This is a genomic window from Streptomyces sp. NRRL B-24085 (assembly GCF_001282115.1).
Taxonomy (GTDB): Bacteria; Actinomycetota; Actinomycetes; order Streptomycetales; family Streptomycetaceae; genus Streptomyces.
Window position 1 is genome coordinate 1 of sequence record NZ_LJBR01000361.1, and the last position, 12,996, is coordinate 12,996.

Consider the following 12,996-nt stretch of genomic DNA (forward strand, 5'->3'; position numbering starts at 1 on the left):
CCCCGGCTACCTGCCCGGCATCCTCGCCCGCCACCACCTCGGCCCCGACGGCACCCCGCTGCCCGGCGCCCCCGCCCACGACAGGGAGCCGGGCCCGGTCCGGCAGATCGTGCGCCGGGCGGCCCGGGGCGCCTACCGGCACGGCGTGCAGCGCGTGGCGCCCGTGATCCGCCGGATGGGGGAGCTGTGACCACGTATCGAGGAGAAGACCCCATGTCCCACCCGCACACCGTGCGCCGGGTGCTCGCGGTGATCCCCGCGCGCGGCGGCTCCAAGGGCGTGCCCGCGAAGAACCTCGCCCCCGTCGGGGGTGTGCCGCTGGTCGCCCGGGCCGTGCGCGAGTGCCGTGCTGCCCGGCTGGTGACGGACGTCGTGGTCTCCACCGACGACCAGGCCATCGCCGCCGCCGCCCGTGAGGCGGGCGCCGAGGTCGTGCTGCGGCCCGCCGCCATCGCCGGCGACACCGCCACCTCGGAGGCCGCCGTCCTGCACGCGGTGGACGCCCACGAGGCCCTGCACGGCGCCGCCGCCGACGTGGTCGTCTTCGTGCAGTGCACCAGCCCGTTCGTGGTCCGCGAGGACATCGACGGGGTCGCCGCCGCGATCGTCGAGAACGGCGCCGACACCGCCGTGACCGTCGCCCCCTTCCACGGCTTCGTCTGGCGCGACGCCGACGACGAGGCCGCCGCCGGCACCGTCACGGAGGCCGCCGCGGCCACCGGCGGCTACGGCGTCAACCACGACAAGTCCTACCGCCCCCGCCGCCAGGACCGCCCCCAGGACCTCCTGGAGACCGGCGCCGCCTACGCGATGGACGCGGCCGGCTTCCGCAAGCACCAGCACCGCTTCTTCGGCCGTACCGAACTCGTACGGACCGACCCCGCGCGGGTGCTGGAGATCGACGACCCCCACGACCTCGCCCGGGCACGGGCGCTGGCCCCCCTGCTCGACACGGGCGCCCAGCCCTCCTTCGAGGACGTGGACGCGGTCGTCCTGGACTTCGACGGCACCCAGACCGACGACCGGGTGCTGATCGACGCCGACGGAAAGGAGTTCGTCTCCGTGCACCGCGGCGACGGACTCGGCATCGCCGCCCTGCGCAAGAGCGGCCTGAAGATGCTGATCCTCTCCACGGAGCAGAACCCGGTCGTCGCCGCCCGCGCACGCAAGCTCCAGATCCCCGTGCTGCACGGCGTCGACCGGAAGGACCTCGCGCTGAAGCAGTGGTGCGAGGAGCAGGGCATCGCGCCCGAGCGCGTGCTCTACGTCGGCAACGACGTCAACGACCTCCCGTGCTTCGCCCTCGTGGGCTGGCCCGTGGCGGTCGCGAGCGCCCACGACGTGGTACGCGGCGCCGCCCGTGCGGTCACCACCGTCCCCGGTGGCGACGGCGCGATCCGAGAGATCGCCAGCTGGATCCTCGGCCCCTCTCTCGACTCCCTCGACAAGTAAGGACACCTCCCCGCCATGAGCAACTCCCGTCTGCGCACCTTCGGCACCGAGCGCGTCGCAGGACCCGGCCAGCCCGTCTACATCTGCGGCGAGATCGGCATCAACCACAACGGCGAGCTGGAGAACGCCTTCAAGCTCATCGACGTGGCCGCCGAGGCCGGCTGCGACGCCGTGAAGTTCCAGAAGCGCACCCCCGAGATCTGCACCCCGCGCGACCAGTGGGACATCGAGCGCGACACCCCCTGGGGCCGGATGACCTACATCGACTACCGCCACCGCGTGGAGTTCGGCGAGGACGAGTACCGCCAGATCGACGAGTACTGCAAGGAGAAGGGGATCGCCTGGTTCGCCTCCCCGTGGGACACCGAGGCCGTCGCCTTCCTGGAGAAGTTCGACGTCCCCGCCCACAAGGTGGCCTCCGCCTCCCTGACCGACGACGAGCTGCTCCGCGCCCTGCGCGCCACCGGCCGTACGGTCATCCTCTCCTCCGGCATGTCGACGCCGAAGCAGATCCGCCACGCGGTCGAGGTCCTGGGCAGTGACAACATCCTGCTCTGCCACGCCACTTCGACGTACCCCGCGAAGGCCGAGGAGCTCAACCTGCGTGTGATCAACACGCTCCAGGAGGAGTACCCGAACGTCCCGATCGGCTACTCCGGCCACGAGACGGGCCTTCAGACCACGCTGGCCGCCGTGGCGCTGGGCGCGGTGTTCGTCGAGCGCCACATCACCCTGGACCGCGCGATGTGGGGCTCCGACCAGGCCGCGTCGGTGGAGCCGCAGGGCCTCCAGCGCCTGGTCCGCGACATCCGCACCATCGAGGCCTCCCTCGGCGACGGCGTCAAGAAGGTCTACGACTCCGAGCTCGGCCCCATGAAGAAGCTGCGCCGCGTCACGGGCGTCGTCGCCGAGGCGGAGATCGCCGCGGCCGCGGGCGAGCCGGTCTCGGTCTGAGTCACCAGGTACCGGGTCCTCGGACGACACCCGTCCGAGGACCCGGCGCGTCTTCCGCTTACGCGCCCCTCATGAGCGCCCTACGACGGGACGGTCGTACGTCGATGAGCCCCCGCGCCGGGAACACCGGCCCCCACACTCTCGCGTTCGTCGAGAGCCCGGTCCAGCTCCTGAACGTGCTGGAGTGGGCGCACGCGCACGCGCCCGGCGCGGAGCTCACCCTCGTCGTGCTGTCCCCGACCGACCCCATGACCCGCGGCCAGCTGCGCCGGATGGCGGAACTCGCCCGCGAGGAGGGCCACGAGGTCCGCTGGGAGGAGGCGAGGGGCGGCGCCGCGGCCCCCTTCCAGACCATCGGCGGCCTCGCGGGCATGCTCCGCAGGGCGGACCGGATCGTCCTCGGCGACCCGTTCTCCCGTTACGTACAACTGCTGCTGACCATCACCAGGGCCCCCGACCTGGTCGTGGTCGACGACGGCACGGCGACGATGGAGTTCGTGTCGCAACTGGCCCGCGGTGAACGCCTCGTGCGCTGGCACCGCAAGGGCGGCCGCCCCAGCCCCCGCGACCTCGCCTTCGCCCCGGTCTCGGCGGCGGCCCGCAAGCGCCTGACACCGGGGGAGGGCCGGGGAGTCGGGATCTTCTCGTCGATGCCGATGGAGGAGACGCCGGCGGGCGTTGCGGTCTCGGTGAACTCCTTCGCCTGGACCCGGGCACGCTTCGGCCCGCCGCGCATCACGAAGGGCGCGGACATGGTCGGCACGTCCCTGGTCGAGACGGGCGTGGTGGACGCCGACCGCTACCTGGAGGCCGTGACCCGCCTGGCCAAGTCCCACGGCGCCACCCGCTACTTCGCCCACCGCCGCGAGGCGACGGAGAAGCTCCACCGGCTGGCCGTGGAGACGGGCCTGGAGATCGTCCGCCCGGACCTCCCGCTGGAGCTGATCGCCCGCCGCGGCCCGATCGGCCGCACGATCCTGAGCTTCCCCTCGACGGTCGTCCACACGCTCCCCCTCGCGCTCGCCGGCACGGAGGTCCGCGTGGCGGTCTGCGACATCGACCCGGACTGGCTGACGGAGACGGCGTCCCCCCGGGCGCAGGGCTTCCTGTCGGGCGTCACGGGTTCGGCGAAGGATGTGCACCGGCTGTCGGCGGTGTCGGTCGCACCGGTTGTCTGAAACACCGAGGGCGGCTCTCAGCCGGATCGTCTAGCATCGTCGTTCGCTTGTGCGATCTTCGATGAGAGATGCGACGGGGTGGCTGGAGTGGACGAACCGCGGGAGGTCGTGGGGGAGTTCCGACGCAGGGAGCTCCTCGTGCCGGTGGTCGACGGCGCGCTGCTGTCGGCGGAGGCGGGCGGCATCCGCTGGCTGTTTGCGTTCACGGACGTCACCGCGCTGGAACGGTTCGCCGAGGCGAAAGGCGAGGACGTACCCGCATGGGTGCCGGTGTACGGCGCGCGTCTGCTGGACCAGGTGGTCCCGAGGGTCGACGGGCCGACCGGTGTCGCGGTGGACGCGGGCAGTGAGGCGGGATTCGTCCTGCCGCCGGTGACGGGGATCGTGCCGGACAGGGTGGCAGTCGACACGGGGGAATCGGCAGCGTGAGCGACGGCTACCAGGTCGATCCGGAGGCGATGGAACGGATCACCCGAGGCATCAACCAGGCCATGGCGGAGCTGAAGGAGTTCGGCTTCGACATCGAGGCGAACCTGGGCCGTGGCTTCGGCGACCTCTCGATGACGGGTCTGGAGGTCGGCGACGACGGCCTCCAGCAGGTCTTCGGGGACTTCTGCGACCGCTGGGGCTGGGGCGTGCGCTCCCTGATGCAGGACGCGAACGAGTTCGCCGGCCGGCTGGGCCTGTCGGCGGGGATCTACCACGAGCAGGAGCAGTACGTCTCCGACACCCTGAAGACGGTGTGGACGGCGGGTACGGGCAACCCGTACCTCTCCCCGGACGAGGTGAAGGCACGCTCCTGGTCGGAGACGCTGAAGGACAACCCCCTGTCCCAGGTGGCGCACGCGGACTACAGCGCGGAGTCCTTCACGTCCGGCCAGGACGAGGTGAAGGCGGCCTGGTCGCAGGCGGCGGAGGACGTGTCAACCTCGACGGTGACACCGGACGCGTTCCTCGATCCGCGCACGGACTGGCAGTGGGGCGGACCGCCCGACTCCGCCGAGGGTGAGGGCTGATGGGCTTCGGTGACCTGGTCGACGACTTCGGCGACGGTCTGGAGAGCGCGGCCGAGGGCCTGAACAAGGGCGTCGGCGAGGCGGTCGGCTGGGGCACGGACAAGGCGGCCGGCCTGCTGTCGCAAGTCGGCGCGGACGGGGCGGCCGAGAAGGTCCGCGACTTCGGCGAGAGCGTCGACAACCGGCTGGGCGGCACGGTCGCGGAACGCGCCCTGGGCGAGACCGAGGACCCGAGAGAGCTGATCCACGGCAGCGCGGGCGCCCTGCGCGAACGGGCAGGTCACCTGCGGAAGTTCGCGGCAGCCTTCGAGAACGTCGGCCAGGGCATGCGCTCCCTCGACCCGGGCGAGTGGCGCGGCCGGGCGGCGGACGCGTTCCGCGCGAAGTTCGACGTCCAGCCCAAGCAGTGGCTGACGGCGGCGGACGCGTGTACGGCGGCGGCGGGCGCGCTGGAGTCGTACGCGGAGACGGTGAGCTGGGCGCAGGAGCGGGCGCGAGCGGCGATCGAGAGGTACCGCCAGGCGCAGGAGACCAGCCGCAAGGCGCAGGAGGCGTACGACGCCGAGGCGAAGGCGTACACGCGAGCTGCGGAGCAGTACAACGCCAAGGCGTCGGCGGGCCAGGACCCGGGAGTGAAGCCGACCCGCCCCGGCGATTGGGTCGACCCGGGCACGGCGGGCCGGGAGGAGGCGCAGGAGATCCTCGCGCAGGCCCGCAGCCAGCGCACGGACGCCGCCGACGAGGCCCGCCGCAAGGTGGCCGCCGCCCTGCAATCCGCCCCACCGAAGCCGGAGTTCACCGACCGCATGGGCGCGGACGCAGCGGACCTGTTCGTGGGCACGCAGCTGAACTCGGTCCATGTCCTGGGCGGTTTGGTGCGGGGCGGCACGGACGTCCTGAAGCTGGCCCGCACGGTGAACCCGCTGGACCCCTACAACCTCACCCACCCCGGCGAGTGGTCGAAGAACTCCTCGATGCTGCTGGCAGGGCTGGTGGGCACGGCGGCCCACCCCGAGCGCCTGCCGATGTCGATCCTGGGGACGGGGTGGTCGAGCGACCCCGGGGACGCGGCGGGCTACCTGGCGTCGAACCTGATCGGCGGGAAGGGCGCGGGGGGATTGGGGCGTGCGGCTGCGCGGGATGCCCTGCGTGGGGTCGCCAAGGACGCCGCAACGAGCGCCGCACGCAGAAGCGTCGGCAAGGGACTGCGCGACGTCGCCCGCCAACTGTGGTGCAAGACCTTGGGCGGTGATCCCATTGACATGGCCACCGGGCGCATGTCCCTGCCGCAGACGGACGTGGCCCTGCCCGCGAGGCTGCCACTCGTCTTCTCCCGACAGTTCGAGTCGTCGTACCGGGCGGGCCGCTGGTTCGGCCCCTGCTGGACGTCGACGGTGGACCAGCGCCTGGAGATCGACGCCGAGGGAGTCGTCTTCGTCCGCGAGGACGGCTCGCTGCTGGCGTATCCGCACCCGGCTCCTGGTGTGCCGGTGTTGCCGCTCGCGGGCGAGGGCCACCCTCTGACGGTCGACGAGTACGGCGACTACACGGTCACCGACCAGGCCACCGGACAGGTATGGGACTTCGCGGGACCGGGCGGCGACGGCAACGGCATCGCCCTGCTCTCCCAGATCATCGACCGCTCGGGCAGCCAGTGGCTGACCTTCGAGTACGACGACGAGGGCGCCCCGACGGGGATCGTCCACTCGGCCGGCTACGACCTGCGCATCGAGCGGTCCGGGGACCGGATCACGGCCCTGCGCCTGGCCTCGGGCGCGGACATCGAGCTGGTCCGCTTCGGCTACGACACCGAGGGCCACCTGTCGACGGTCACGAAGTCCTCCGGCCTGCCGACCCGCTTCACCAACGACGCCCTCGGCCGCATCACCGCCTGGACGGACACCAACCACTCCTCGTACCACTACGCCTACGACGACGAGGACCGCTGTGTCGCGCAGGGCGGCGAGGCGGGCCACCTGAGCTACACGTACACCTACGGCGCCCCGGACCCGACGACCGGCCACCGGATCGTCACAGCAGTCAACTCCCTGGGACACGGCACGCGATACGAGATCAACAAAGACCTGCAAGTGGCAGCGGTGACAGCTCCGGACGGCGCTACGACGTACACCACTTACGACCAGGCCAACCGACCGCTGACCGTCACCGATCCGCAGGGCCGCAAGCGCAGTTACACCTACGACGAGGCGGGCCGCACGGTTCTGGCCATCCGTCCCGACGGTCACTACACCAGCATCGCCTACTCCGACCAGGGCCTGCCCGTCACGGTGGCAGGTGCTGACGGCACACATGTCACCCAGCAGTTCGATGAGCGCGGCAACTGCACTGCCGTGACGGACGCGTCCGGGGCCACCACCCACTTCGCCTACGACGACCGTGGCCACCTCGAATCCGTCGCCAATGCTCTGGGGGAGGTCACACGGGTCCGCTGCAATGCCGAGGGTCTGCCTCTGGAGGTCACCGATCCCTTGGGCGCGACGACACGCTACGAACGTGACGCCTTCGGCCGCCCGGTGAAGATCACGGATCCGACCGGAGCGGTGACTCGGCTGGAGTGGACTGTGGAGGGCCGCCTGACTCGACGTACGGCCGCGGACGGCACAAGCGAATCGTGGACGTATGACGGCGAGGGCAATTGCACCAGTCACACCAATGCACTCGGCGCGGTCTCCCGCTACGAATACACCCACTTCGACTTGCTGTCCGCCCGCACCGGCCCGGACGGTACCCGCCACACCTTCGAGCACGACACGGAACTTCGCCTGACCAGAGTGAGCAACCCGCAGGGGCTCACGTGGAATTACGAGTACGACTCAGTGGGCCGCCTGACGACGGAGACCGACTTCGACGACCGGACGCTGACCTATGGATACGACTCGATCGGCCAACTCATGGTCACAACCACCGTGTCGGGCGAGACTGTTTGTCTTGAGCGTGACCTGCTGGGCAAGGTGATCCGCAAGGAAGCGGCAGGAGCGATCACCACTTTCGAGTACGACTTGTCAGGTGCCCTCATCCGGGCCACGGGACCGGACGCGGTGGTGACTGTGCAGAGGGACACCATGGGGCGTGCGCTGGTCGAAACGGTGAATGGCCGCTCCCTCACCTACCGGTACGACGCGTTGGGCCGTTGCATCAGTCGGACCACCCCGGCCGGTGCCACGACCACGTGGGCCTACGATGCTGCCGGCAACCCCAGTGCCATGGTGGTGTCGGGTCGCCCCCTTTCCTTCACGCACGACGAGGCAGGCCGTGAACTGTCCCGCAGCGTGGCCGAGTCCCTGACCCTGACTCACACTTTCGATCCCCTGGGGCGCCTGACGGAACAGGACGTCATCGCCCCGACCGGTCGCCGCCTTCAGCACCGCTCCTACACCTACCGAGCGGATGGCAACCTGACGGCTGTCGACGACCACCTGAACGGTGCCCAGCGCTTCGAGCTCGACGCGGTGGGCAGGGTCACCACAGTCCACGCGGCGAACTGGACAGAAACGTACGCCTACGACGAGATGGGCAACCAGACGCAGGCTGCCTGGCCGTCCACTCACCCGGGACAGGGGGCAACGGGTCAGCGCGCCTACACCGGCACCCGCATCACTCGCGCGGGCAACGTCCGGTACGAATACGACGCAGCCGGCCGGATGAGCCTCCGCCAGAAGGTCCGCTTGTCCCGCAGGCCGGACACCTGGCATTACGAATGGGACGCGGAAAACCGCCTGACGTCGGTCACCACACCGGATGGCAGCCGCTGGCGATACACCTACGACCCCCTGGGGCGCCGCACCGCGAAGTTGCGCCTCGCAAGCGACGGCACGACAGTCATCGAGCGAGTCGACTTCGTCTGGGACGGCACGACTCTGTGCGAGCAGACCACCACCTCGGCGTCCCTGCCCAACCCTGTCACGTTGACCTGGGACCACCAGGGGTTGCATCCGATCGCTCAGACCGAACGCATCAACGCGGTCGACGCGCCGCAGCAGGAGATCGACTCCCGGTTCTTCGCCATCGTCACCGACCTCGTCGGAACTCCGCTGGAACTGGTGGACGAACGCGGTGACATCACATGGCGCAAGCGCTCGACCTTGTGGGGCAAGACAGCCTGGCCCACCGGCAGTAGCGCGTACATCCCTCTACGCTTTCCCGGGCAGTACTACGACCCCGAAACCGCCCTGCATTACAACTACTTCCGTCACTACGACCCTGAAACCGCCCGTTACGTCACCCCTGATCCGCTCGGTCTGGCCCCCGCGGACAACCCTCTCGCGTACGTCCACAACCCTCATGTCTGGACCGATTCCCTCGGTCTCTCGCCCTATCGAGACCTGGGTCTGCGGGAAGACGCCATGAAGGCGATCAGGAAGCTTGAAAACATCAAGAAGGATCCGATCGGGGAGATAAACTCGCAACCCAATCACAATCATTACAGTGCGGCCAGGCGTGAGGCGCAAGGTGAGGTCGTGGCGCGCAAGCCGGACGGCACGCCGTTCGATCATATTGCGGATTTGAAGGGTGCCCGCAATGGCCTGGACAATGTGAGGTTGGCTCTTGAACGAGAGCTGGAGAAGCCGCCCCCAGGCATAACTGAACGTGGTATTGAAGTCCTGCTCAAGAAACGCAAGGAAGCCATTGAAGAGCTGGACAGACTGAACGGCTTCCTGCACTCCATAGGCCACCCGTAACGGAGGATCTGGCGATGCCCCCATCTGCTGATCGTAGTAAGTCCCTGGAACAACTGGACGGCGAACGCTGGGGAGAACCGCCTCCTGACGCGACATCACTGGTCAGAACCGTTCACGAGTGTCGCCGCCGACCCATCGGAATGCTGGAACCCGATGAACTGGCACGCTTGATCGGCCAGGACATTGGCTTGCCGTGGTTGCTTCCTCTGGCGGTGGAGATCCTCCGGGACGAAGCGACTGAACAGCCTGGTGGTGGATTTATCGACGGAGACCTGCTTTATGCGCTGGTCACGAGAAGTCCGGAAGTGTGGAGAGATCATCCAGAGATCGCGCGCGAACTAAAAGGAGTTGTAACCTTGTTGACCAACCTGTCGACCTACGAGAAGCGCGAGGTCGAGGCGTTTCTGGCGTCGCTTCCTGAGGACCTCTGAATCATTCCCTCGGGTTTCGAGAGGTTCCAGAGCGACTGGCGCAGCCCCTTCCTTCGTCGCTTCGATCCCTCCTGGCGGAGACGGACGGAATCAATGCCGAGTACGGGGTGGAGGTTGTCTGGACGGCCGAGAGGATCTCGCCGAGAACACCCTCGCTCCGCAGCAATGGCCAGCTCCGGAGTCTCTATATGCCGTTCGATCCGTTCCTCTTCTTTGGTGACAACGGCGGCGGAGATCAGTTCGCTTTCGTCCGGACGCCTGAGCGGGATGACGTGTTCGTCTGGGATCACGAAACGGACAGCAGGAACTGGATTTCCCCCTCCCTGCAAAGCTTCTTGCGGAGCGCCTTGGGGAGCGGGGGTGAAGATTGGTATCGCTGACACGTTTCTGATCGAGTGAGATGTTCCAGGAATCTGGTTGGCTCGAGTGGTGACAATGCGTAGCCTGTCTGACCATGTGCTACCACGCGTTCAACGGCGCCTCTCGGCACTACGTGTGCATCGCGTGCCGACTCTCCTTCAAGGGCAGTGCATGGCCGATCAGGAAGCGCGTCTGTCCAGTCTGTCGTGAACAACTCGTCTTCGCGGGCTACGATTTCGCCGCGCCGAGGCGACGTGACAGCAAGGCATGGTCTGTGGTCGCGACCGTGCTCGCGGAAGGGCTGACCTACGATCACCGCCCTGGCTGCGGCTGCTGGAGGCTCCCCTCCTTCCGGCCTCGCACACGGGCTCAGGTGCGCGTCCGGCGCCGTGCAGCGGAGCGGCTCGGCCTGCCTCTATCGGTCACCCTCGCTCGCCGCGACGCCTTCACCCCGGAGACTCGTGACGAGCAGCTGCAGGCTCCGTCGGCCGCAAGGCGACGCTCAAGGTAGATCCATTCTTACGTAGATTGAATCTTACTTTCCCCGAGACTGCCTTTCCGTCGCGGTCGGAGCTGTCCTACGACGGTTTCCTCGCCACCAGGTAGGCCCGGGACAGCTTCTCCTCGTCGAGGGGCTCTCTGAGCACGCGGAGGATCACCTCCAGGCCCGCCTCGGTCAGCGGCTCTGTCACCGCCTCCGGTGCGCGGAGCCAGTAGTCCAGGGAGATCTTGTGGCCGAAGCGTTCGTCGAGGTGCATGTGGGCGCCGCCCGGCTCGTACTGGAAGCCGATCAGGGCGTGGGCGCCGGGGGCGAGGACTCGGTGGAACTCGGCGAAGGCCTGCGGGAGGCGGTCGTCGGGGACGTGGATGATCGAGTAGAGGGCTGTGATGCCGCCGAGCGTCTCCGACGGCAGGTCCAGCGATGTCATCGAGCCCACGTGGAAGCGGAGGTGCGGGTGAGCTCGGCGGGCCAGTTCCACCATCTTCGGGGAGACGTCCACGCCGAAGACCGAGACACCGAGTGCGTGGAGCGCCGCGGTCACGTGTCCCGGGCCGCTGCCGACATCGGCCACCGGGCCCTTCCCCTGCTCCTTCACCAACTCCGCGAAGCCGGTGATCTGGGCTCTGTCCAGCGTGGGGATACCGGCCCAGTCGGAGAACTGCTCGGTGTAGGGCTCGGCGATCGTGTCGTACGCGGTGCGGGTGGCCCGTATGAAGTCGGGGGTCTCGGCGTTCACGGGCTGCACCCTAGTAGGGCGTCACAGGGTGGCGGGTGGAGTTTCCCTGACGGTCATCGGGGGGTGGGGTGTGGGGACTTAAGGGCTTCGAGGAAGGCCGTGAAGGTATCGGCCGGGAAGGTGAGGGTGGCCCTGGTGGGGGCCTTGGAGTCGCGGACGGCTATGTGGGAGCGCAGTTCGGCTATCTCCACGCAGTCGTTGCCCTCGCCTCCGCCGGAGAAGGACGACTTCTTCCACTGAGCGGGGGCGGTCATGGTGGTCCTCACAGTTCCTTGGCCAGTTGGTGGATGAGGTCACGCGACGGTTCTGGAGGCAGCGACCCCTCCTTCACCCTACGGAAGAGCCTTCGAAAGTGCTTCAGTTGGGCCTCGGAGTCCAGGAACGCCGTTCCGTGCGGGGCATCTCGGACCACTGTGTCCAGGCGGGGAACCGCCCCGCCCAGGTGCACCAGAGCGCTTCCAGCGCCCGCGAAGTCGTCCACGGCGAAGGGGATGACCCGAACGGTGACGTGCTCGGCCTCGGACATCTCCAGGATGCGGGTCAACTGGGTCCGCATCGGGGTGCGTCCGGCCACGTTGATGCGCAGCGCCGCCTCGTGGATCACGGTCTCGTACGGCATCGGAGCGGGGCCTTCCACCACGACCTTCCGCTTCATCCGATGCTCGACCCGCAACTCCACCTCACTCGGAGGGAATTCCGGGTTCATGTAGGCGAAGAGGGCGCGGGCGTAGTCCTCGGTCTGGAAGAGCCCTGGCACGTGGATGACGGCCACGTCGTGGCGGAACGTGGCGTGGTGATCCAGTTCGGCCAAGTCCAGGTAGGCGGCGGGGAGGGACCCTCGGTATGCCTCCCACCAGCCCTGGGTGCGGTCGATGGCCATGGCCACCAGGGCATCCATCAACTCGGTATCGGCGCACGTGTAGTTGGCCGCGATCCGACGCAGGCGCTTCTCGCTCACGCCGGCCACGCCGGACTCGATTTGGCTGATCTGCGCGGTACTCACTCCGAGTAGGTCGGCGGCCTGGCGGTTTGTCAGCCCTGCCGCTTCGCGCAGCCTGCGCAGCTCGACAGCCAGGCGCAACTGACGTGCGGTCGGGTTGCGCCTCAGCGCCATCGCATGCTCCTTCCAACGCGCCTGACGGCACGGCTCGTTCGGAGTCAGATTACGGGATCGGCTTGCGTAACCTAAACGTTAATCCCTACCGTCAGTGATGCAACGCACACTCTGCGGAAGTGCACCGCGTCGTCACGCCCTGACGGTGCGGCGATGCCACCGCCCGAAACCTCCACCCCCTGAACTGGAGATGACGCATGCCTGAAAGGGACCCCTGGGAGTACACCCTGTACATCCCCAACGACCCCCGAGCCGTCACCGTCGCTCGCCGTACCCTCCGGCTCATCCTCACGATGCACGGTCTGATCCGTCTGACGGACACCGCGGAGCTTCTCGCCGCGGAGTTGGTCTCCAATGCCGTACGGCATACGAAAGGGCCGGCTGCGTTGCGGGTGCTGTGGGTGGCCGGGGTGTTGCGGATCGGGGCCTGGGATGCGGATCCTCGACCTCCCGAGCCGCCCGGGGAGTTCGGGTTGATGGAGGAGGGCGGGAGGGGGCTCGCGATGGTCCAGGCCTGTGCGGATCTGTGGGGGTGGCAGCCGTTGGCCCGGGG

12 protein-coding genes and 1 pseudogene are annotated in these 12,996 nt (G+C 68.5%); 10 read left to right on the forward strand and 3 right to left on the reverse strand.

Translation table 11 applies throughout. From position 1 onward, the window contains the following. From AOJ26_RS32625 to AOJ26_RS32665, 9 genes and pseudogenes are all read left to right on the forward strand, one after another. Window positions 1-190: pseudogene (locus AOJ26_RS32625) on the forward strand (hypothetical protein); the annotation flags it as partial. 23 nt (window positions 191-213) lie between these two features. Next, entirely contained in the window at window positions 214-1,452 is a 1,239-nt protein-coding gene (locus AOJ26_RS32630) for an N-acylneuraminate cytidylyltransferase (RefSeq protein WP_053851977.1), read from the forward strand. Window positions 1,453-1,467: 15 nt separating this feature from the next. Beyond that, window positions 1,468-2,406, forward strand: coding sequence for an N-acetylneuraminate synthase family protein (locus AOJ26_RS32635; protein ID WP_053851978.1), 939 nt, complete (start codon window positions 1,468-1,470; stop codon window positions 2,404-2,406). Between the two features lie 104 nt (window positions 2,407-2,510). After that, window positions 2,511-3,584 (forward strand): hypothetical protein, encoded by a 1,074-nt coding sequence (locus AOJ26_RS32640; RefSeq protein WP_053851979.1) that lies wholly within the window; start codon window positions 2,511-2,513, stop codon window positions 3,582-3,584. Between the two features lie 87 nt (window positions 3,585-3,671). Further along, the gene (locus AOJ26_RS32645) at window positions 3,672-4,013 is read left to right on the forward strand and encodes an SseB family protein (protein WP_053851980.1); all 342 of its coding nucleotides are present in this window, start codon (window positions 3,672-3,674) and stop codon (window positions 4,011-4,013) included. Then, a complete protein-coding gene (locus tag AOJ26_RS32650; protein WP_053851981.1) occupies window positions 4,010-4,600 on the forward strand; it encodes a hypothetical protein in 591 nt (196 codons plus the stop codon). The genes AOJ26_RS32645 and AOJ26_RS32650 overlap by 4 nt, the downstream gene beginning before the upstream one ends. Next, window positions 4,600-9,300, forward strand: a complete 4,701-nt coding sequence (locus tag AOJ26_RS32655) for a putative T7SS-secreted protein (protein WP_078960122.1) — start codon at window positions 4,600-4,602, stop codon at window positions 9,298-9,300. Before AOJ26_RS32650 ends, AOJ26_RS32655 begins: the two co-directional genes overlap by 1 nt. A gap of 14 nt (window positions 9,301-9,314) precedes the next feature. Further along, window positions 9,315-9,731, forward strand: a complete 417-nt coding sequence (locus AOJ26_RS32660; protein ID WP_053851982.1) for a contact-dependent growth inhibition system immunity protein — start codon at window positions 9,315-9,317, stop codon at window positions 9,729-9,731. Further along, window positions 9,728-10,111 (forward strand): SMI1/KNR4 family protein, encoded by a 384-nt coding sequence (locus tag AOJ26_RS32665; protein ID WP_078960123.1) that lies wholly within the window; start codon window positions 9,728-9,730, stop codon window positions 10,109-10,111. The genes AOJ26_RS32660 and AOJ26_RS32665 overlap by 4 nt, the downstream gene beginning before the upstream one ends. A 558-nt stretch (window positions 10,112-10,669) precedes the next feature. Here AOJ26_RS32665 and AOJ26_RS32670 read toward each other — a convergent pair. The 3 genes from AOJ26_RS32670 to AOJ26_RS32680 are packed head-to-tail and all read right to left on the reverse strand — an operon-like array spanning window position 10,670 to window position 12,443. Continuing rightward, a complete protein-coding gene (locus AOJ26_RS32670) occupies window positions 10,670-11,329 on the reverse strand; it encodes a class I SAM-dependent methyltransferase (protein ID WP_053851986.1) in 660 nt (219 codons plus the stop codon). A 53-nt stretch (window positions 11,330-11,382) separates the two neighbouring features. After that, on the reverse strand, window positions 11,383-11,583 hold the full coding sequence (locus tag AOJ26_RS32675) for a DUF397 domain-containing protein (protein WP_053851987.1): 201 nt from the start codon (window positions 11,581-11,583) through the stop codon (window positions 11,383-11,385). A gap of 8 nt (window positions 11,584-11,591) precedes the next feature. After that, on the reverse strand, window positions 11,592-12,443 hold the full coding sequence (locus AOJ26_RS32680) for a helix-turn-helix domain-containing protein (RefSeq protein WP_053851984.1): 852 nt from the start codon (window positions 12,441-12,443) through the stop codon (window positions 11,592-11,594). 197 nt (window positions 12,444-12,640) lie between these two features. Between AOJ26_RS32680 and AOJ26_RS32685 the strand changes: the two genes are divergently transcribed. Next, the coding region (locus AOJ26_RS32685; RefSeq protein WP_053851985.1) for an ATP-binding protein at window positions 12,641-12,996 on the forward strand (356 nt) is incomplete at its 3' end.